Source organism: Rhodococcus sp. NPDC058521 (genome assembly GCF_042719695.1).
Lineage (GTDB): Bacteria > Actinomycetota > Actinomycetes > Mycobacteriales > Mycobacteriaceae > Rhodococcus_F.
In genome coordinates this window covers 378,627-398,420 of record NZ_JBHXNL010000001.1, presented here as the reverse complement: position 1 = coordinate 398,420, position 19,794 = coordinate 378,627, and the positions used below count along the sequence as shown (strand labels likewise).

At 63.2% G+C, this 19,794-nt stretch carries 19 protein-coding genes; 8 read left to right on the top strand and 11 right to left on the bottom strand.

Annotated elements, in window-relative coordinates; translation table 11 throughout:
* Window positions 1-25: 25 nt before the first annotated feature.
* The 6 genes from ACFWO3_RS01835 to ACFWO3_RS01810 all read right to left on the bottom strand — a co-directional run bounded on the left by ACFWO3_RS01835 (window position 26) and on the right by ACFWO3_RS01810 (window position 4,311).
* Complete coding sequence (locus ACFWO3_RS01835; RefSeq protein WP_378573091.1) at window positions 26-604, bottom strand: YdeI family protein; 579 nt, start codon at window positions 602-604, stop codon at window positions 26-28.
* A 10-nt stretch (window positions 605-614) separates the two neighbouring features.
* A complete protein-coding gene (locus ACFWO3_RS01830; protein ID WP_378573089.1) occupies window positions 615-1,127 on the bottom strand; it encodes a hypothetical protein in 513 nt (170 codons plus the stop codon).
* A 52-nt stretch (window positions 1,128-1,179) separates the two neighbouring features.
* A complete protein-coding gene (locus tag ACFWO3_RS01825) occupies window positions 1,180-2,037 on the bottom strand; it encodes a class I SAM-dependent methyltransferase (protein WP_378573087.1) in 858 nt (285 codons plus the stop codon).
* A 2-nt stretch (window positions 2,038-2,039) separates the two neighbouring features.
* Window positions 2,040-3,020, bottom strand: coding sequence for a R2-like ligand-binding oxidase (locus tag ACFWO3_RS01820; protein WP_378573085.1), 981 nt, complete (start codon window positions 3,018-3,020; stop codon window positions 2,040-2,042).
* 62 nt (window positions 3,021-3,082) lie between these two features.
* Window positions 3,083-3,886 (bottom strand): alpha/beta fold hydrolase, encoded by an 804-nt coding sequence (locus ACFWO3_RS01815; protein WP_378573083.1) that lies wholly within the window; start codon window positions 3,884-3,886, stop codon window positions 3,083-3,085.
* A 23-nt stretch (window positions 3,887-3,909) separates the two neighbouring features.
* On the bottom strand, window positions 3,910-4,311 hold the full coding sequence (locus ACFWO3_RS01810; RefSeq protein ID WP_378573081.1) for a VOC family protein: 402 nt from the start codon (window positions 4,309-4,311) through the stop codon (window positions 3,910-3,912).
* Between the two features lie 653 nt (window positions 4,312-4,964).
* Here ACFWO3_RS01810 and ACFWO3_RS01805 point away from each other — a divergent pair.
* From ACFWO3_RS01805 to ACFWO3_RS01775, 7 genes are all read left to right on the top strand, one after another.
* A complete protein-coding gene (locus ACFWO3_RS01805; protein ID WP_378573079.1) occupies window positions 4,965-5,258 on the top strand; it encodes a hypothetical protein in 294 nt (97 codons plus the stop codon).
* An 81-nt stretch (window positions 5,259-5,339) separates the two neighbouring features.
* Window positions 5,340-5,870, top strand: a complete 531-nt coding sequence (locus tag ACFWO3_RS01800; protein WP_378573078.1) for a DUF3558 family protein — start codon at window positions 5,340-5,342, stop codon at window positions 5,868-5,870.
* A gap of 45 nt (window positions 5,871-5,915) precedes the next feature.
* The gene (locus tag ACFWO3_RS01795; RefSeq protein ID WP_378573076.1) at window positions 5,916-6,281 is read left to right on the top strand and encodes a hypothetical protein; all 366 of its coding nucleotides are present in this window, start codon (window positions 5,916-5,918) and stop codon (window positions 6,279-6,281) included.
* Between the two features lie 129 nt (window positions 6,282-6,410).
* Window positions 6,411-6,725: a hypothetical protein gene (locus ACFWO3_RS01790; protein ID WP_378573074.1), complete on the top strand. Its 315-nt coding sequence runs from the start codon at window positions 6,411-6,413 to the stop codon at window positions 6,723-6,725.
* Between the two features lie 2 nt (window positions 6,726-6,727).
* The gene (locus tag ACFWO3_RS01785; protein ID WP_378573961.1) at window positions 6,728-9,004 is read left to right on the top strand and encodes a hypothetical protein; all 2,277 of its coding nucleotides are present in this window, start codon (window positions 6,728-6,730) and stop codon (window positions 9,002-9,004) included.
* A 52-nt stretch (window positions 9,005-9,056) separates the two neighbouring features.
* Complete coding sequence (locus ACFWO3_RS01780) at window positions 9,057-9,446, top strand: hypothetical protein (protein ID WP_378573072.1); 390 nt, start codon at window positions 9,057-9,059, stop codon at window positions 9,444-9,446.
* Between the two features lie 9 nt (window positions 9,447-9,455).
* A complete protein-coding gene (locus ACFWO3_RS01775) occupies window positions 9,456-10,481 on the top strand; it encodes a hypothetical protein (RefSeq protein WP_378573070.1) in 1,026 nt (341 codons plus the stop codon).
* A 16-nt stretch (window positions 10,482-10,497) separates the two neighbouring features.
* Here the strand turns inward: ACFWO3_RS01775 and ACFWO3_RS01770 are convergent, their stop codons facing one another.
* Both ACFWO3_RS01770 and ACFWO3_RS01765 read right to left on the bottom strand, forming a co-directional pair.
* Window positions 10,498-12,054: a DNA polymerase Y family protein gene (locus ACFWO3_RS01770; protein ID WP_378573068.1), complete on the bottom strand. Its 1,557-nt coding sequence runs from the start codon at window positions 12,052-12,054 to the stop codon at window positions 10,498-10,500.
* Window positions 12,051-12,827 (bottom strand): hypothetical protein, encoded by a 777-nt coding sequence (locus ACFWO3_RS01765; RefSeq protein ID WP_378573065.1) that lies wholly within the window; start codon window positions 12,825-12,827, stop codon window positions 12,051-12,053. Before ACFWO3_RS01765 ends, ACFWO3_RS01770 begins: the two co-directional genes overlap by 4 nt.
* Before the next feature lie 201 nt (window positions 12,828-13,028).
* Here ACFWO3_RS01765 and ACFWO3_RS01760 point away from each other — a divergent pair, with 201 nt between their 5' ends.
* A complete protein-coding gene (locus ACFWO3_RS01760; RefSeq protein ID WP_378573063.1) occupies window positions 13,029-14,246 on the top strand; it encodes a serine/threonine-protein kinase in 1,218 nt (405 codons plus the stop codon).
* A gap of 6 nt (window positions 14,247-14,252) precedes the next feature.
* Here the strand turns inward: ACFWO3_RS01760 and ACFWO3_RS01755 are convergent, their stop codons facing one another.
* The 3 genes from ACFWO3_RS01755 to ACFWO3_RS01745 form a co-directional block, all read right to left on the bottom strand.
* Window positions 14,253-17,447, bottom strand: coding sequence for an arabinosyltransferase domain-containing protein (locus tag ACFWO3_RS01755; protein WP_378573958.1), 3,195 nt, complete (start codon window positions 17,445-17,447; stop codon window positions 14,253-14,255).
* A gap of 112 nt (window positions 17,448-17,559) precedes the next feature.
* The gene (locus ACFWO3_RS01750) at window positions 17,560-18,234 is read right to left on the bottom strand and encodes a LuxR C-terminal-related transcriptional regulator (RefSeq protein ID WP_378573061.1); all 675 of its coding nucleotides are present in this window, start codon (window positions 18,232-18,234) and stop codon (window positions 17,560-17,562) included.
* The gene (locus ACFWO3_RS01745; RefSeq protein ID WP_378573956.1) at window positions 18,231-19,550 is read right to left on the bottom strand and encodes a PspC domain-containing protein; all 1,320 of its coding nucleotides are present in this window, start codon (window positions 19,548-19,550) and stop codon (window positions 18,231-18,233) included. The genes ACFWO3_RS01750 and ACFWO3_RS01745 overlap by 4 nt, the downstream gene beginning before the upstream one ends.
* Window positions 19,551-19,794: the final 244 nt, after the last annotated feature.

Sequence of the window (19,794 nt, the reverse complement as noted above, 5' to 3'; positions counted from 1 at the left end):
CGGGTCGCGTCACGGCGTCATTGTCTCAGTCGTGAAACTTTCGTTTCTCGGCGAGTTGCTGCACGAACTTCTCGATTCGCCGCGCACGAGTCTCGGGTCTTTTCGCCTCCTGCAGCCGATAGAACACGGCATACCGGTTCTGGCTGTTCAGTGTCTCGAAGAACGCCGCAGCCGCCGGATTACGGGCGAGCGCCTCGAGGAAGTCGTCCGGCAACGTCGCCGTTCTCGGGCCGTCGTAGGCGCGTTCCCACCGGCCGTCGACCTTCGCGCGCTCCACCTCGGCGATCCCGGACGGTTCGAGCATCCCGCGCTCCGCGAGGGCGGTCACCGCGTCGCAGTTCCGTTTCGACCACGGGCTCTTCGCTGTGCGCGGGCCGAACCGCTGCACGTACCAGTCGTCGTCGATCCGTTTGGCTCGGCTGTCGATCCAGCCGAAACACAGCGCCACCTCCAGTGCCTGCGCATAGTCGATGGAGGAATGAGATGAGGACTTCTTCGCCATCTTCAGATCGAGTCCCGCGGAGGAACTGTGGTTCACCTCCATCCAGGCACGGAACTCCGTCCCGTCCGCGAACAGTGCAACCGGCAATGGTTCCGAAGCCATGGTCCCGAACCTATCGGCGCAGCAGCGATTTCGCCCATACTCGGACGAATCCCTGAGACAGAAACCCGAGCGTTCCCAACGCAAGTACCCATTTCGTGACGCTCACCGTCGACGTCGCACGCACAGTGGTGTCCGTGATGCGGTCGCGATGGTCGAGCAGATACAGCCCGACCACGTTCTCCACGTAGTCCCCTGCCGCCGAGACGACGGGTGCCGCCGTGAACACCCGACGGGTGGTGGGAGACATCGGGGTCAGTTCGGCGAGGCGCCTCGTACCGGTACTCAGTGCGATTGCATAGATCGCGGGGTGCACGAAGTCCGGGTAGAAGTGGCTGCGGTATCGCGCGGTGTCGGCGGCATCCATCTTGTCGAGGACCGCGGTGTACGACCCCGCAGAGAATGCCGTCTGCGCTTCCAGGACACGCGGTGCTGCCGGACCGAGCAACCGGGCGATGTTCAGCTGCGAGGCCACGAACAGCGCCGACCATCCGATGAGCTTGCGGTCCAGCGAAGTGAGTGCCATGCCGCGATCATGCCACCCGATCGTTGACGTCTTGTCGTTCATGTCTTGTGGTTCATGTCTTTGCCACCAACAGATCTTCTCCGCTCGTCGGGCGAAGTCCGTCCGTGCGGCCGGCGAAGTAGCGCCCACGGTGCGAGGCCCCCGGCACGTGCTCGACCTCGGCGAATCCAGCCTCGCGAGCGAGAACAAGCATCTCGGCGGGCGTGTACAGACTGACGAACGGTGTACCCGAACGTTCTGCACCCTCCCTACTACGCTGCAACCCGGCCCGATCCTCGTCGGTCTCGAGTAGTTCTGGAGGAAGCAGGAAGGTCATCGCGAGCGTCGAACCGGCCGCGAGTCCGGCGATCTCCCGCAGCATCGCGGCAGTGGTTTCGGTGCTGAGGTACATGGTCACACCGGTCGACACGATGACTGCAGGTCGGCCGGCGTCGAAACCGGCCTCACGCAGCTTCGTCCACCAATCCTCGCTCGCCTCGAAGTCGACGGGCACGAACGTCAACCAGCCGGGAGTCCCGTATTCGAGTTCGGCCAGGCGTCGACGCTTCCAACTCTGCGGGCCGGGCTGATCGATCTCGTACACGCGAAGGCGAGAGGCGAACTCCGGTCGGCGCTGAACGAAGGTGTCCAGTCCGGCCCCGAGGATCACGTACTGGTCCACCCCGCGGTCGACCTGCTCGGCGAGCAAGTCTTCGATGAATCGGGCACGCGCCACCATCGCCGCCCTGAACCCGGCAGTGAACTGGGGGTTCATGTCCGGACGCTGACGCCAGTTCTCGTCCGGATCGAGGAGTTGCAGCCCCACCTCGTCTTCGAGCACGTGCGGTGGCGCATCCACCTGCACGTGCATGGCACGCCACAGTGCCACCCGCTCCGCAGTGTTCTCGGGTTGCTCTCCGAGGGTCGCCATCGTTATGCCGTTGCCTCCGTGAGCGCCGCTGCGTCCTCTTCACCGAACTTCTCTTCCAAGGTCTCCGGCGAGTAGTCGAGGTCGATCTCTTCGACCGGCTTGCCTCGTGCGGACTCGATCGCGGACAACCGACGCTGGGCACGATCGGCCGCATACGCAAGGAACTCGCCCTCGTCGAGACCGAAGGGCTGCTCCTCGAACTGGTTGTTGACCCAGTCGATCATGCCGAGAGCCATCGGCATGAGTTCGCCCATGCGTTCTTGCACGATGTTCCAGTTGTTGTCGTCGGCGGCCACGTGCCGACGGCAGGTGAAGGTCCCCCAGGCCATGTGCCGCCGCTCGTCGTCACTGATCCTCTTGATGAGTTCCTGCATTCCGGGAAAGATTCCGCGAGTGGTGCACACCTTCTGCCAGGCGTAGTGCCCGGTCAACGCAAGACTTCCCTCGATGACGTGGTTGTAGGTGACGCTGGCCCTGATCTGATTCGCGGGGCTCGGGTCGGTCTCGAGCACACCGAGCGAACCGGGGAGCTCCTCGTAGAACAGTCGCCGGTAGTAGGGGTTCTCGGCAACGTACGAATGCAGGTCGTCGGTGAGCCCGACCGAATCCATCCACAGTCGGAACACCTGGGTGTGTTTGGCCTCTTCGAAACAGAACTGGGTCAGATACATCTCGTCGCCGAACCTGCCCTCGGCGGCCATCGCCTTCATGAACGGCTGGATGTCCTCGGTAACCGCTTCCTCGCCCGCGATGAACTGCGAGCAGAGGTAGGTGGAGCTGCGTTGCTGCTCGCTGGTGAGCTCGGCCCAGTCCGAGGCGTCCTGGGTGAAGTCGATGTCGACCGGGTTCCAGAACTTCGCGTTGCCTTTGGTGAACAACCGGAGCGGAAACGCGTCCCAGTTGAGCCCGCCGGAGCGAAGGGAGCTGAATCCTTCCCGACCGTGTGAACCGGCGGGAGCGCTGTGCGGAGTAATCGTCGTCATTGTCTGCCTTCTTCCCGACGTGCAGAAGCGACCGAGGCCGCTCCGCGATCTCCGTTTCAACGCTAGTCCGGATCGGCCTCGCGGAGACCCGAATCAGCGGACTCGGTATGGAACGGCTCTTCGGGTTCTGTAAGGAAGGGGACGACCGCAGCGGCGAACTCGCGGAACCGGTCACGGTGGATGCTGTGACCACACGAGAAGGACTCGACGCGAACGCGTGCCACAACATCGGTCACCGCTTCGAGGCGGTCTGGATCGACCATGCCCCGTGGCCCGCCTCGGAGAATCAACGTGTCCGAGGAGATGTCTCGCAGCGCGTCCCACCACGGTGGATTCGGCATCCGGAATTGTTCCAGTGCCGTGCCCGTCATAGTTCGGTCGAACGCGAACACCGCACGTGGGTGACGGACCAGACTCGTGGTCGCGTGCCACAGTTCCGGTACCGAGGGAAACCTGCCGGCGAAGGATTGCTCCGGGTCACCCGGGCGCAGCGGGATCGGCGCCTCCTCGAGAACGAGCCTTCGGACCAAGCCGGGACGGCACTGCTCCGCAACAGTCGCGGCGTGACCACCGAGCGAATGGCCCAGCATGTCGACCCGGTCGAGACCGAGTTCTTTGCACAGAGCGACGAGATCCTCGCCGAACTCCGCGAAACGGTAGGACACTGCGCGGGCACTACGGCCGTGCCCGCGCAGGTCCGGTGCGATCACGTGTCGACCGTGGCGGACGAGGGTTCGCGCGAACCGCTCCCAAGTACTACTGTCGCCGCCCATCCCGTGAACGAGGATCACCGGCACGTCCTGTGTGGGCGTCCCGAACTCCCGATACGCAATTTCGATACCGGTGGACGTGTTGATCCTCTTCACGAGATTTCAGGGTAGGCGCAGCGTCAGGACCAGCCGCCGTAGGGCCGCGTGATGATCTCCATGTAATGCCCGGAAGGATCGAGGAAGTAGACACCGCGGCCACCGTCGTTGGTGTTGAAAGTGTCGGCCTCGGTCTGCCTCGGATCGGCCCAATGCTTCTGCCCGCGGTCGACGATCTTGCGGTAGATGCGGTCGAAGTCGTCCTCACCGACGAGGAAGGCGTAGTGCTGCGGCGGAAACTCGATGGGCGGCTCGGCGTAGTCGAGTGTGACGCCGTCGTCGAGTTTCACTGCCAGAAAGTGACCGGCCTCCACGGGTGCGGGGAGATCGAACAGTTCGGCAAGGAACCAGGCCGATTCCTTCTTGTCCTTGGCAGCGACGATGGTGTGGTTGAACGAAATGTTCGTGACGAGCGAGTTTGTCATGTGTACGAACCCCTTTGGGGATACGACGCCTCCATGCCTGACGCAGTCCGCCATCGACACGCGACGTTGTCGGCAGTCAATCACCTTCCGTGGAGGTCACGCAAGCACCATCCCGAGGTCACCACACGAAGCTGAGGCTAGGCTAAGTTGAGCTGACACCTACTTCACGAAGCCCCCCGTGTCACTCTCCGCCGCTGCGCCCTCGCTTCGTCTCTCTCCCTCGCTACCGCATTGTCATTGGTGGCCTGCAGTTCGTCGGAATCCGAATCCGACAGCCCGGGCGGAGACGGAGCATTCCCTGTCACGATCGACCACGAGCATATCGGTGACGGCGAGGGAGGGGCGGCTCCGTGGGACGTCCGGTTGGGCGCCGTCGGCCGTGAACTGGAACGGAATCCGTGAACACTACAAGAACGAAAGCGGTACGGGCAGCCCTGTGTGCGACCTTGCTGGTCGTGGCCGCCGGCGCTGCCGGATGCAGCAGCGACCAAGCTGGATCAAGTCAGGACTCGGACGCTCTGCGGGAACCATGGGACCCGTGCACCATTTCGGAAGACCTGCTGAATGCCGGACTGGTGCCCAGCACAGTGGTGCCGGCGATGTCGGCACACGCGCCCGGAACCAAGAGTTGTTCCTGGAAAACTGAGGATCAGATGTCGGTCTCGATCGTGACATCATCCACTCTCACCCAGAAACAACTCCACGCGAATCCGTGGAACATAATCTTTCGAGAGATATCGGTCGCAGGCCGCGACGGCTACATATTCGACAGCTTGCCTGACGAGGATCCTGGTCGTGACGAAACCGCCTCGATAGAGCTGTGGACGAAGGACGGAGATCTGGTCACGATCGGCACCGGTCGGTCGGCGTTCTCCAAGGAGAAACCGCCAATGGACGACATGGTGATTCAGGCCAGCGAAATCTTGGTCCCAGGTATCCCTCGGTGACGGCGTCACAGGTCGGGTGAGGCCATGGTGAGACTGGGAGGCTGTCGCGTCCACATTGGGTGGCAGTGAGAGGATGCGGTCATGCGAACAAATCGGGGGACGGCGATCGCCGGGGCAATGTTGGCAATGGTGGGGATGGCCGCAACCGGCTGTAGTGGTGGCGAAGATTCCGACACTCCGGAGACACGGGCCGTCGCACAGCCGTGGGACCCATGCACCCTTTCGGACGGGGCACTGCGAAACGCGACGATCGATCCGGCAACCGAAGGTCCGGGCCCCGTCGAGGCGCCAGGTGAGGAGAACTGCGGATGGAAGACCACCGATGACATCAGCGTGATCATGACAGCCTCTACGATCCTGCCGGTCGACGATATTCGCAACGGCCCAGGCAACACCGACTTCCAGGACGTCACGGTCGCAGGCCGGTCGGCCTTCACATTTCGCGACGATGGCTACGCCCCGGATTCGGTGTGCTGGCTGGTGGTCCCATTCCAGAACGAGGGGCTGGTGTTGACGCAGGTCGCACGGTCGGTGTTCACCAAGGACACCACGCCGATGTGTGAATGGGCGGTACGCGTCGGTGACGCTCTCGCTGGCGAGATACCCAGGTGACAGTTAGAGTTCGGTCCAATTTCAACGAGACTGGGGGCAATTCGTATGAGCGATCAGGTCACCGGGGCGGATGGGTTGATGGCCTTGGCAGCACAAGCCAAAGCCGGGGAATTGGTACTCGACCCGGAGGTGGCGCAGGACTGCGCAAACGCGTGCACCGAAGCCATTGCATCCCTCCAAGAAGTGCGGTTTAACATGAGTCAGAAGACCGAGGCCCTTCCGCTGGGTAACTTCGAGTGTGGCCACCAACTCGCCGAGATTCTGTCCGACACCACCAAGCAGTTCATCGCCCGCCTCGACGAACACATCTCCTGCCTGCGGGCGATCCATGACATGGTCGGTGCACAGGTAGCCGAAACTCTGACCACCGACGAGGAAACCGCCCAGGCGCTGGCCCGCGTCAACAGCTGAGGCCACGCCCGCGTCGAGCGTGGTGACGCGGTCAATCGTGATGCAGCGGGAGGGGGGACGTAATATGACACCGGGTTTGGCGTTAATCGAACTGATCGGGGGGAAGCTGTGGGAGCGTTCAGTGCGGACTTGGACCAGTTGGACCGGCTGGGGGGTGTGCTGAAGAAACTCGCCGAAGAGGCTGGCGGTCTGCGGACCGGGCCGGCCGCGGGCCCTTTCCTCTCGACGCCTGGCGGGATGATGAGTTCGGTCATCGAGGCGTCGAGCATCTCCGGCGATCTCGTCGACGGGGCTCTCGTGCCCGCGATCAAAGAGCGGCTGGGCGAAACAGGCGAGATTATGGTCCACACGGCTGCGGAGTACCGGAACCAAGACGAATCCAACGCCGAGAAGCTGGCCACGGCGTACACCAACGCGACCGGTGACTGGAGTGAGCAGCCGTGAGTATGACTCGCACGCAAATCAATTCATGGAACCCTGCGGGGCTGACCGAAATCGGTAGCGCGTGGATGTCTCTCGGCAGTGAGATCGAGAATCTCTTCACCAGATACGTCGACGGTGTGACCAAAGTCAGCGACGCCTATTGGGAGGGCGTCACCGCGGAGGCTGCCCAGGATAGGGCCAATGCAGACAAGAAGACGGCAGTTGTCGTCGTGGATGTCCTCGAAGCCCTCGCCACACGCGCCAAGGACGGGTTCCACGAGGTGGACGCGCCGCTACAACGGGCTCGTCACGCCATTACCGGTGCGGAGGCGGCAGGATTCCGGGTATCGGAGAATCTGACGGTCACAGACTCGGCACCGGACCCCGACGAGCAGCGGGTCCAGGACCTGCGGGACTGGCAACGCGAGATCACCGACGCGGCCACGGCCACCCAGCAGGCGGATCAAACCGTCAAGGACGCGCTGAATGCCGGCAGAGGCGATCTGCGCGCGAAGTTCACGTCGGTGGCCACACTGGGTGCAGATCAGGGACGTTCGGATGCAGCAGATCTGGCCGGGAACCCAGAGTCACTTACTCCCGAACAGATTGCGCGGATCACCGAGGCCGCGACTCTGACACCCGAACAGCTCGATGCGCTCGAAAGTGGCTCTCCTGCCACGATTCCCGCATCGCAGATGGAGTACCTGAACCAGCTCAGCCGTTCCCTCGACGGCAAGAGTCCCCAGGAAATTCAGCAATTGATCGACAAACTTCCGCCGGATACGCAACGTTCTGTCGCGAACTCCTTCCAACTTGTGTCGAACGAGAAGGTGACCGCCTCGGTCAAGGGTGACTCGGAAGTGCCGACCGAGGGCGGCGTCGAACTCCTACCCGCAAAGATGAAGGAATCGCTGACGCGAGATGACCTGGTCGTGAGCGGCTTCGAAGGCTCCGGCTACTCGCTCCGCCCGAGCACTGCGCTCAATGGAGTTGCCGACAATCAGGCCATAGCTGAGATCGTCGGTGCAGGTGATCCTGAGTACAAGGCCGGCAGCAGCCTTGATCACCATCTGATGGACGTCGGTCGCCAGTACCTCGATGCACAGGTGGCGCACGAACAGAACCCCGACCACAAGTTCAACTATTTCACCGTGGACGGCAAGGGAACCACGGACACCGACTTCACCGAAGGCATATTCCAAGCGGTGGGCGACGACAAGATCGCGGTCCACGACCCGGTCACCAATCCTGAGCACGGACAGGACTTCGTCAGCGACGTACTGACGCACAACTGGTCCGACGACGGCAAAGCTGCCTCGACCATGTTCCAGTTCGGCGAGCTCGACTCCAGCGTCCAGGACCCCAACAATGCGAGCGATGTCGCCACCGCGACGCGCACTGGAGATATTATGGAGGCAGTCGCACGTGGAGTGAGTTCCGACGATGCATGGAAGAAGTTGTCCGAGATACCAGAAGCAAACGGTCAGTCAGCAGGTCAGCTCAACCCAGAGCTTTTGCGATCAGTGTCGCACAGTATGGCCCCCTATATGACAGATCTCGCAGGTGGTGACCAACTAGATAAGCCCGGATTCGATACCGCTGGCTGGATTGATCCCGAAGACAACAACAGCTTCTCAGGATCGTCCAATGTCTTTGCTTTCATGAATACCGATGCCGAGGCCGGCGAAAGTTTTACACGTGTTGCGATAGAAGGGCAGTTGGCCGCCCAAGGGCAGTACGCGCTCGATCCGCGTGCCGACGGAGCGGCTAACTACCTGGACCGCGCAGGCCGATTGAGTGGATTGATTGACAATGGGTTGTCGCAGGCGTTGCAAGCTGAGTACGACGACGAGGCGGCTCGCGCGAAAGAAGAATACGACCGCAAGTCCACTGCATACGGGGCAATTACAAGCCTAGGAGCCGAGGGCATTGGAAGGCTTCCTGGCGGAAGTTTCATAAATGCAATGGTGGGTGCGGCTGGGGATCCACTTAAAGAATCAATAATCGGACAGCCGCCAGAGGCGGCGCAAACTGCCGAGCTTCGGGGACCGAATTTCACCCACCTGGAATACAATATCGTAAACGCGACGCCGCATCCGCCGGCTGATTGGCCAGCTAGGTATGACTGGGCGTTTGATTCGACAGGAAACCTACTCCCATGGAGTGAAATCAAGTCAATTACAGAAAACAATTCTGAGCTGACCGGAAATTTCACATCTATGTTCAATGAACTTGGGGCGCCAGGAGATGGGAATCGAATGAGAAACGCATACGGGGACGTAATCCTAAAGGATGGCTAGACACATGGTGCGCTCAGCGCGGGTGGTCGACGGTTCGACAAGGAGCAGATCGATGAGAACGCTACGTTTCGGGTTCATGGTGACAGCATTGTTACTGACCACATTTGTCACCGGTTGTGCGGGACGCAGCGAGCAAACCTGCGGCACCACCTCGCAACAGGTTGCCCAGACCCTCGTTGAAACCAAATCGAGCATCGACCCAGCTCAATGGTCGCGTGCCGCAGAGGGTGTTCGATCGCTCTCCGATGAGGCCGATGACCAAGCTGCCCGCGAGCAGATCGAAGAGGCTGCAAGAGGACTCGACAATGTCGCTGACGCGTTGTCCTCGACCAAGGACGCCGGGACGGTACCGGATCATGCGATCGACAAGGATGCCTTCTCTGCAGGAGAAAAGGAGGCCCTTTGGTCCGCGGTTGAACTCACCGCTACTTGCGGCCAGTGATGGCACTTCATGCCTGCGAGGGCTTACGCCGACCGAAACGTTCTGCCATCACAGGTTGGTCCGTATCCTTTCCTATCTGGACTCGTCGGCTGGGCGCTCGACAACGATAGGAATCTGCTTCCCTGGGACGACGCCCAGGCACGTTTCCGGGCGAACGGGGCGGTGACGACGACACAATGTTCAACCGACTTGGGCGACACGATGACGGACACGAAACCCGAATCACCCAGGGATACAACGATGTGGTGCGCAATGATGGGTAAGCGTAGGCAGGCCGCCTCCGCCATAGTGTTGGCAGCAATCTTGGCCTCTTGTGGAACCGCTTCTGACGAGCAGGGTCCCCCGACGGAACCTGAGGTTTTACCTAGCCCCCTTTACACTTTTCGATGGTCCGCCGACCCGACCGTCGACCTCTTCAGCCGCGGCGCAGAACTCGTGCGTGCGGCATACGAGGCAGGTGAGCTCAACTACTTTCGTGGGATCGACCATTCCTTCCCCGGCTACCGAAAGGCAATCGGCGGCCCGGTCGACCATCTGGATCCCGACAAGATGGATTCCGTTGGTCTCGTTGAACCAGCCGGTACTCCGGTGGCAAGTACCAACGTTCGTCGTATTACCGATTTTTCAGCCACCGACACCTCTGTGGGTGCGACGCTGTGCACTCACAAGTTGTACGCACACGAAAGTGACAACACGCTCTCACCGAGGTTCGGTCCGACTCGAATTGAACTCGAGAACACGAGCGAAGAAACCGGTCCCCCTGGCATCGCCGACGACCTGATCGATGCGGCGAACCCCGAGGCCAGTGTTCCACCGACTTGGAATGTCTTCGGCACCTGGAAGATCACCAGGTTCGAATCAATTCCAAGCTCAGAGACTCCTCCAGAGTGCACGAGGTGGTGGTTGTCGCAATTTCCGGAACTGACGACAAATCCCGAAACCGAACTCGTGTCCATCCCGGAAGGGTTTCGGGCACCCACACAACCCGTCGCTGTCCAGTACCCGGAGTGGATAGGCGCCGCAGACAACGAGTAATTCGTCAGCTGCCCCTTCACTCGTAGATCCCCTCCACCGACCATGCGTTGTCTGACCAGATCAGCAGCAATGCTCGTGACTCTTCGAGCAGCACCTGCGCGCGAGCAGCAGTGCGCGAATCGGCAGGGTCCCACCAACGTTCGTCGACCGGCCAGGGGCCGGCCCACCCTGTCACCGCCCACTCACGGCTCCCCCACCGAAGTCGTTCGGGCGTGGCGTCGAAGAAACCGCGCGCCGTGACCGTCACCGGCACACCGTGTGCACCTGTCATCGACACCGACGGTGGGGATTCGAGAACGGCTGTCGGAGACGGCTCCGGAAGTCGCCCCGGCCAAGGCTGACCCGGATCACGAGCCGGAGCCCTCTCGTCTCCCAAGGGCAGCAAGGTTATTCGCTCGGCCGGCCCTCTGCCCCCACTCAATACACCCACCTGAACTGCTTCACCGCCCAGCAGTCCCTGGACCCTGACCAGCGCTCGTCTTGCTCGTTCCTCTTCTTCGCCGACCCCGCCCCACAGTCCTTGCTGCAACGCTCCCGACGTCACCACTTCCACCGGTTCGAGACGCAGAACCGCGATGCCCGCCGTGGGGCGAGCCTCGGTGCGGCCGGTGAGCCAGCCGTCCAACTGCCACCGCACCCGGTCGGCGGTCGCATCCGGAGTCAGTGGTTCTGCACATCGCCAGGTACGGGCCATCTGCTCACCGTTCGCTGTGGTCGCCGACACCGTGAGCCGAGTACACGCCACCCCTGCCGCCGACAGCGCTCGATGCAGCTTTTCTGCGAGGGCACGGCCGGCGAACGCCGCTGCGTCCACTCGTTCGAGGATCGGGTCACAGCGGTACTCGACGTCCAGATCCGGTGGCAGTACCCGCGCAGAGGGCGGACGTTCCGGTTCGCCTCGCGCGGCACGGTGCGCCAGCACTGCGTCCGTCCCGAACCTCGATGCCACGTCCGAGGCGGGCAGTGCCGCGAACGCGCCTATGGTGCGAATCCCGAGCCGGTGCAGCAGATCCACGAGATCTCCGCGCCCCGGATCCGAGAGACTGGGCTCGGCAGCCAGTTCTCGCATCGGAAGCGGCGCCAGAAACTTCGCACCCGATCCGGTAGGGACCAGTGCTGCATGCCTGGCCGCGACCACCGCGGTGGACAACTCGTCGGCGATACCCACCTGACATTCGATACCGAGGGCGGACACCTCGTCCACCAATCGTTCTGCGGCACTCTCTTCCGATCCGAAGTATCGCTTCAGTCCGCGTGCCGAGAGCACCACGAGACCGGGTCTGAGTACTTCGGTACCCGGCGCAACAGCATCGACGGCGGACGCAACGTGCTCGAACAACCGCGCATCACGATCCGGGTCCGCAGGAGTGACGTGGAGCCGAGGGCACCGAGCTTGCGCCTCACGTCTGCGCAGCCCCCTGGACACCCCTTCCGATCTGGCTATAGCGGAGCAGGCGATCACCCGGTTGGCCGAGGTGACGGCAACGGGATGCATCGGCGAAAGGTCCACGGCCGCAGCTGCGGCGACGGCGGGCCAATCGGGGCACCACAGTGCCAGCACTCTCCCACTCACAGGCCCGATACCTCCGCCGGACAGATCGACGCGCTCTGTCGATCGGGGCGTACCCCGGTCCACTCGACTCTCCCGTCTGCAGCGGACACGTCCACCCTCGTCGACCGAGGCTGAAACGACCGCCCGCGTGCACGCACGTCCAACCCGATCGAACGCAATCTGCCACGCCCCTCACCGAGGCCGTCGTAATCCTGAACTCGGGCTTCCAGCCGCACCTCGGCACCGTCCCAGTGACCGTCCGTCACCATCAGTGTCGCGCCCTTGCTGCGCGCTCGGGCCACGACCGCCCGCGCACGAGAAGGAGCCACGGATGCGCCTCCGAGACCCAGGACCACCAGATCCATACCGTCGAGAAGCACCGCGGCGATCTCCACCGGATCGGAGCCGGGATCGGGAACCAACGCCAACCGCTCCAGCCGGGCGCCCATCTCCACTGCAGCGAGCAGACCCAACCGAGGGTGGCCGATCACCGCCACATGTCCACCGCTCGCCGTCACCGACGCGATCACCCCGAGCAGAAGGGACGTGGCGCCCGAACACGACACCACCGACCCCCGCGCCAACCCGCCACCGGGAAGCAACCCTTGTAGCGCAGAGGGAACCGGCAGGACCTCCACCACGGACACCTCGGATGCAGGCGCAACCGACTCTCCCCGAGAAGGCACCGCCGCGATACGCCGACGAAGCTGCTCGAGCCTCTCCTGCCGGGACAACCCCGACAGATCCGGCGACGAAGCGCCATCGATCACCTCGGCTGCATCAATCACAGACACCCCTACAACCAGCATCACAAGCGGTCGGTTGCCACGGGGAAGACGCGGCTCGAACACACCTCGAACACGAACCATTGTTCGAACATATTTTCGAACTATTGTCAGTAAAGCCTCCGCACGCGCACACGTCAAGCGGGCCGAAAAATCGCTGGTGGTGGCCGTGAGACAGAGACTCGTCGCCACATCCACTAACCTGAACCGGTGACTGCGCAGGAACACAGCGAGAGGGGCATCGGACCCGAGTACCTACTGGCCGGCCGGTACCGCCTGAAGGTCAAACTCGGCGGCGGCGGAATGGGCGCCGTATGGCTCGCACGAGACACACTCCTGCACCGCGACGTAGCCGTCAAACAGGTCACCACCACAGCAGGACTCGACCCTGCCGAGGCCCGCAAAGTGCGCGAGAACACCCTGCGCGAAGGCCGGAACGCAGCCAAGCTCACTCACAAGCACTCCATCGCGATGTACGACGTCGCGCTCGAGGGCGGCGAGCCGTGGCTCGTGATGGAATACCTCCCCGCCCGCAACCTCGCGCAGGCGATGAACATTGCGGACACCCTTCCACCGTTCGAAGTCGCCCAGATCGGCGCACAGGTCGCCGATGCACTCGCCGAAGCACACGCCGCGGGAATCGTTCACCGCGACATCAAACCGGGCAACGTCCTCGTCGCAGACCGCGGCCGGGAACTCGGAATCGCCAAGATCAGCGACTTCGGCATCGCCCGCGCAAAGGGCGACACCTCCGACAACTCCAGCAGCGTCATCACGGGAACCCCCGCGTACTTCTCCCCCGAGGTCGCACGAGGCGACAACCCCACCGAGGCCAGCGACGTCTTCTCCCTCGGCTCCACGCTGTACACCGTCGTCGAGGGTCAACCACCGTTCGGAATCGACTCCGATTCGATCGCACTGCTGCATCGGGTGGCGAAAGCAGAGATCTACCGCCCCAACCGCGCCGGGCCGCTGACCGACGTTCTCCTGCATCTGCTCGAGCCGGACCCGTCCAGGCGCCCCACCATGGCGCAGGCTCGCGACGAACTGGCCAAGGCCGTCCTCGGCGAGCAGGGGCGTTTTCAGCAGCTCCTCGGATCACCCGTCTACTCCGCAGAAGGAACAGTTCCGGCGTGGGCACAACGATCCACACCGCTCCCCGACTCGCGTCGAGGGGGACGTTTCGTCGGCTCCACCGTCGCCGGACTCCCTGCCGTGCAACAGGGCACGCCGCTCCCGAGCGTTCCGCGGCCCCTCGACCGACTGCAATGGCCACCTCGCCCCGGATCGACTCCCAAGGGCAAGAGCCAGCCCACGAGCGTTCGAGATCAGATTGTCGCCTGGGCGCCACTCGCCATGGGCGTGATGATCTCGATCCTCGTACTCGCAGTCATCGTGGCCGTCATCGTCCTACTCGGACAACCCTGATCGCCCTCACCACGCAGTGATGATAGGCGGCGGGCTCCACAGTCCCGATCGCGTTTTACGTGTCGTTTCGATCTGCGCGGGAACAGTATTCGGATCTCGTGGCTCGTACTGCTCGAGAGCGCCCCAATCACGATCCCAGTCGTGGTTCAGGTATGTAGGAATTGTTCGCCCGGACGTCGACATATCGATCCACCCGAGTGGTCCGCCACCGCTACGGCCTTGCCACAGAGTGGTCATGATGGCCCCGGGCCGGTCAGGAAGAATCCGGTAGGCGGGGATCTCGGCGACACCGTTGCGGTGATCGAACGGCCGCTGGCACGGAAACTGCAAGGCCACTGCCCAATCGATCATGGTCGGTGCATCGCTCCCAACGAGATCGTCGAGGGTCTGTGTCTGCGGCACTCGTGGCGGAGTCAGCGCCACCCAGTCGTTCGGTCCTGTGCCCTTGTCTTCCACGACGAGTCGGACCGTGTCGGCCCCCTCGGGAGCTTGATCCAGTGGAATACGAAGATTTCGCCACGACGGGGCAGGGCCGATGTCGATGGGCAAGGCTGAGCCGAGGGTATCGACCGCCCCGTTCCCCGTTCGAGAACCGAACTCGACAGTGACGTCGGAGCCGCGTGTCACCACACCATCGGAATCGACAGAATGAATACTTCCCGCCGCCGCGATCGACACGAGATCGCCGTTGCCCGGTAGCGCGTACCAACCCGACGTCATCTGCGCGGGCCCTGATGTGCCGTAACTACCGAGCACCGGCGTCACGGCAGGGTCGAGTCCGAACGGCAGTGCAACTTCACTCCCGTTGACACCGACGGCACCGACACCCCCGCCCGTACCTGCGACACCACCCTTCGCAGACGAGCTGTCCTCATCGTCCGAGAGCGTCGTCGAAATGCCATCGTCGGAGGCCTTCTCGTCGGCACGAAGATCTCCCGCGACACCGTTCGGCGTGAACCCGGAATTCTGCACGGCAAGTGCATCACCCGGCGGGGCAGAGATCGGCGCCAGCGTGGACGCGTTCGGATCAGTTTCCACGAGAACGTCCTCGGCCAGTCCACAATCGCTCCCGGCGAGGGCCCCCACGTTGGACTTCGCGAGCGAAAAGGCCGGGTACTGCTCGATTGCGCCCTTCGCCATCGACAGAACGCTGATCACGACAATCACCGCAGCCGCAACCGTCAACGGCGCAATCGACCACACCCGTCCGGGTTTACGTGATCGCTTGTCGAACGGTTCACGCATGAATAGCCACCCGCCAACAGCCAACGCGACAACGGACGCACCCAACAGCATCGTGCTGACTCCGAGACCGGCGATGCTGATCGGCTTGTCCCACCAGGGGACGCTGTAGGCGGACACGTACCACCAGGCGTTGTCCCCGGTGAAGCACAAGGCGAGCAGAAAGAGTACTGCAGCCGCGAACAGAGCCCGGTTACGCATCGATCGCAGCACTGTCGGTCCCACGGCCACCGCAGTCAACACTGCCAGCGCGCCTGCAAGACCTGCGAACACTCCTAGTTGGTGGGTCCACTTGGTGGGGGTGAACGTCATCAGCGCCACCGCAGCAATCGTGATTCCGACGAGCCGACGACTCGGTCCGACCGCAGTTCCGGGAATGCGCCCACCACGCCGCATCATGATCGCCACGGTCACGCCGATCGACAACAGCATTGCAAACACACCGAAACGGCGGGTCAATGATCCATCGGCGCCGATGTTGAGCAGCCATTCGTAGCGCTTGTACTCCTGAAACCACGGCTCGGCAGGACCGATGGCATGCACCCGTTGCATCTCGACCGCGCCGGCCAGCGTCTGGTCTGCGAAGCACGCGACCAGCACTACCAGACCTGCGGCCAGCAACGGTCCGAGAAGGGGGAGGTACCCGACGTTCTTCGCTCTCGCAGTGACGATCTGTTGAATCGGCCGCGCCCCTGCGATCAACGCCCCGAAGCAGATGATCCCCGACGGCCCAGATGTCAACGCGAAGGCGGCGATCAGAATTGCGACTGCTGCAGGCAACAAGCGTCTCGTTGCGATCGCACGTTCAACGGAACACCACGTGAGTAGGACCCCGATGGCGATCGCAGGCTCGGGACGCAGACCGTTGTTGTACGGGAGCCAGCATGCCAGGAACATCAGGGCCCCGGTCCACAGCGCGATCTTGTTGCGACGAACGGCCACACCCAACCGTGGCGCGACTTCTCGGCTGATCACCAACCAACCGACGATTCCCAGAATCAGCGCCGGCAATCTGACCCACGGGCTGGCCGTGGTCACGGACGACAGTAAGCCGAAAAGGTCGTAATACGGTGTGCCGAAAGGGGCCTCGGGGACTCCGAACCACCTGAAATAGTTGGCGAGGTAACCGGACTCGATCGATGAGCGGGCCATTGTGAACTGGTAGCCGTCGTCGGAGGTCGTGGCACCGATGAAGTGCCACAACACGAGTGTGCCGATCACTACCGCGTCGACCGACCCGAACCGCCACCACGTGGAAGGCAAGAACCGTCGCGCCGACCGACCGTCGAGCGTGTCCAGGCGATGCAGTGCCACCAGCGCGATGAATGCAGACAGCGCAGCGAGAACCATTGCCGCGAGTTTCATGCCGCTCGGCGTGGAGGAGAACCGCGAATCGATGTCCGCATGTACCGACAATCCTGCTGGTGCGGGGCCGTTCAGGTCGGTATAGACCCCGACCACCTGAGGACGCAGGTCCCCCGGTACGACGATTTCGGCGCCGTCGCCAGCCATGACAATCGTCCGCTCCGCCGTCGACTTCACCGAGATCGCACCTCGAGCAGCTTCGCCGGCAGGCTCGGAGAAGATCACCCGATTACGCTGCACGATCTCGAAGACCGCGCCCTGACCGTCGATGACGACGCGGGCAGAGAAGCCGTACCGGTCCGCGCCGTCAACACCCGCCGGAGCGGAGGACACAACCACGCCGCCCGAGTTCGCGACTGCGCCGACCGCCTCACCAGGAATTCGCACATCGAAGGACAGCGGAGCGTAGGAGACCAGTGGTGCGTCGACACCGGCCAATTCACCACCCGACGGCCAGGTCAGAGAAGTCGATTCTTGATCTACCGGCAAGAATGGCACGGCCAGGGCCAGGACAGCGGCAACAAGCGAGCTGACGATCGCGACGCGTCGAATGATTCGCCTATCGGTACGAGTACTTTCGGCATTCGCACCAATCTTGTTCGACTTCTCGGACGCCCGCGCCCCCCTGATGTCTCCCACCACAGAAAGCCACTGTATCGCAGGCGGTGGACCTCACCCAGTGATCACGGACCGTAGAAGCGACGACTCAATCGATACGACGGCTGTGTGCCCAGCGGGTCAACGCGTTACGGTTGGACTGCTGGGTTTTACGCAGCACGTTCGAGGCGTGTGTCTCCACTGTCTTCACGGAGATGAACAACTCCTCGGCGATCTCCCGGTAGGTGTACCCACGCGCCAACAACCGCAGCACCTCGAGTTCCCGTGGTGTCAACGAGTCCAGTTCCGGATCGAGTTGCGGTTCAGGAACATTGGAGCGTCCGGTGAACGAGTCGAGAACGAAACCGGCCAGTCGAGGACTGAATACCGCGTCGCCACCGGCCACCCGGCGCACACCATCCGCGAGTTCGGACCCCGAGATGGTCTTGGTGACGTACCCACGCGCACCCGCCCGGATCACGGCGATGACGTCTTCCGCAGCGTCCGACACACTCAACGCCAAACAGACTGGGCCTGCACCGATTCCACGCAGGACAGCCACGCCCCCACCGTCCGGCATGTGAACGTCGAGCAGAACCACGTGCGGGTCCGTCGCGTTGATACCGGCAACCGCCTCTGCCACGCCACCGGCTTCGCCGACCACCTTCATGTCCTGCTCTCGCCCCAGTTCCGCACGTACCCCCGACCTGAAGACGGCATGATCGTCCACGAGAAAGACGCGGTACGGTGATGTTTCGGCAGCGGTTTCTTCGGGAGAGGTCACTTCGACGATTCCTCGGTGTGGGCGACGGTGTCGCCCCACTGTAGGTCAGTGCGCACACCATCGCTCACGGTTCCGGATGCGTCGTCGTCCGCGCTGCCTTTCCCGTTCCGTGGCATGTGGATTCGAATCTCGGTGCCCTTCCCGGTCGCCGACCTGACATCCACGCGGCCGCCGCGCCGTTCCACCCGCGCCTTGACGGATTTCGCCAGACCCTGCCGGTCTGCAGACACCGCATCCATGTCGAAGCCGACGCCCCTGTCACGAACGAACACGCCCACTTCCTCCTGTTCGACCTCCGCGAAGAGGTTGATCTCGTTCTCACCGGAGTGCTTGGCCGCGTTCACCAACGACTCGCGCGTCGCACCGAGCACAGCGGTGAAGCTCTCCTTCGAAAGACCATCGCCGTCCTGACCGAGGTCCAGCTGGACATCACCGACCGTGACAGGGCGAACCGTCACCCCGTGCTGGTCCTCCACCTCACCTGCGATCGTCCGAAGTGCTTCGGCAAGACTCGAATGATCCGTCTCACCACCCCCGAACAGCCACCGACGCAGTTCTCGCTCCTGCCCCCGGGCCAGCCGCGCCACCTCCGCGGAATCGCCCGCCTGCTTCTGGATCAGCGCCAACGTCTGCAACACGGAGTCGTGCAGGTGCGAAGCGATCTCGTCACGTTCGTCGTTGCGAATCCGGGCAGCACGCTCAGCGCTGAGCGCACGCCACATTCGTAACCACAACGGAATCGTCAGCAGGCCAGCACCCACCAGGGTGACCACCACCGCCAACAACGACGACCGCAGTGCGTCGATGTCGATCTGAGCCAACACGACCACACCGAGGCCGAGCACGATCAGGGTGATGCCGCCGAGAACACGTGCCCACGTGAGAACAGTGGGTCGCTGCGGGAGCCCGATCGCGCCGCGCGGACCTTCGGTATCGAACTCGCGCCATACCAGCGCAGCGCCCACCGCCACCACGACGATCGGGCCGATCACTGCTCCGGCTCCCCCGTTGAACAGCCAGGACAACGCGGCCGCACCACCGAGCCCGAGTGCGATCAGCCCCAGAGCCTGACGACGCTCCTGAGCGCTCGCGGGCTGCGCGTCGTCGCCCGGCGCCGTGAAGATCCACAGCAACCCGTACATGACGACTCCCGCACCGGCCAACGCGGTGAGCAGAGCGAACGCGACGCGAACCTTGAGGACGTCGACACCCAAGTGGTCGGCGACACCGCCGGCGACACCGCCCACGACCCGGCCGGCCCCACGACGCTCGAGGCGATGAAGCGGCACATAGTCGGCCGCAGCCGCGCTCGGCACGGCGCCCGAGGCAGCCTTGGCCGCCCCTGGGACTTCGTTCGGCACAGGTTGCACACCTCGATACTGGCACGCACCCGCACGTTGGGCATCAGGGTTACACCCTGAGTTGTCCCTTCGTTCCTCTCGGGGTGCTACCTTCCCCCTCCCCGCCCCGACGAATGTCACACCGGTTCGCGTGAGCTGAACGTGTGTGACATTCGTCCGGGCGGGGGCGGGGAGGGGAGGGGCAGGGGAAAGATCAGGG

Excerpts from the sequence above, each read along its gene's own strand:
- ACFWO3_RS01785 (WP_378573961.1), top strand. The coding sequence starts at position 6,728 with ATGACTCGCACGCAAATCAATTCATGGAACCCTGCGGGGCTGACCGAA.
- ACFWO3_RS01835 (WP_378573091.1), bottom strand. The coding sequence starts at position 604 with ATGGCTTCGGAACCATTGCCGGTTGCACTGTTCGCGGACGGGACGGAG.
- ACFWO3_RS01830 (WP_378573089.1), bottom strand. The coding sequence starts at position 1,127 with ATGGCACTCACTTCGCTGGACCGCAAGCTCATCGGATGGTCGGCGCTG.
- ACFWO3_RS01820 (WP_378573085.1), bottom strand. The coding sequence starts at position 3,020 with ATGACGACGATTACTCCGCACAGCGCTCCCGCCGGTTCACACGGTCGG.
- ACFWO3_RS01800 (WP_378573078.1), top strand. The coding sequence starts at position 5,340 with ATGCGAACAAATCGGGGGACGGCGATCGCCGGGGCAATGTTGGCAATG.
- ACFWO3_RS01825 (WP_378573087.1), bottom strand. The coding sequence starts at position 2,037 with ATGGCGACCCTCGGAGAGCAACCCGAGAACACTGCGGAGCGGGTGGCA.
- ACFWO3_RS01810 (WP_378573081.1), bottom strand. The coding sequence starts at position 4,311 with ATGACAAACTCGCTCGTCACGAACATTTCGTTCAACCACACCATCGTC.
- ACFWO3_RS01795 (WP_378573076.1), top strand. The coding sequence starts at position 5,916 with ATGAGCGATCAGGTCACCGGGGCGGATGGGTTGATGGCCTTGGCAGCA.
- ACFWO3_RS01775 (WP_378573070.1), top strand. The coding sequence starts at position 9,456 with ATGCCTGCGAGGGCTTACGCCGACCGAAACGTTCTGCCATCACAGGTT.
- ACFWO3_RS01805 (WP_378573079.1), top strand. The coding sequence starts at position 4,965 with ATGTCGGTCTCGATCGTGACATCATCCACTCTCACCCAGAAACAACTC.
- ACFWO3_RS01780 (WP_378573072.1), top strand. The coding sequence starts at position 9,057 with ATGAGAACGCTACGTTTCGGGTTCATGGTGACAGCATTGTTACTGACC.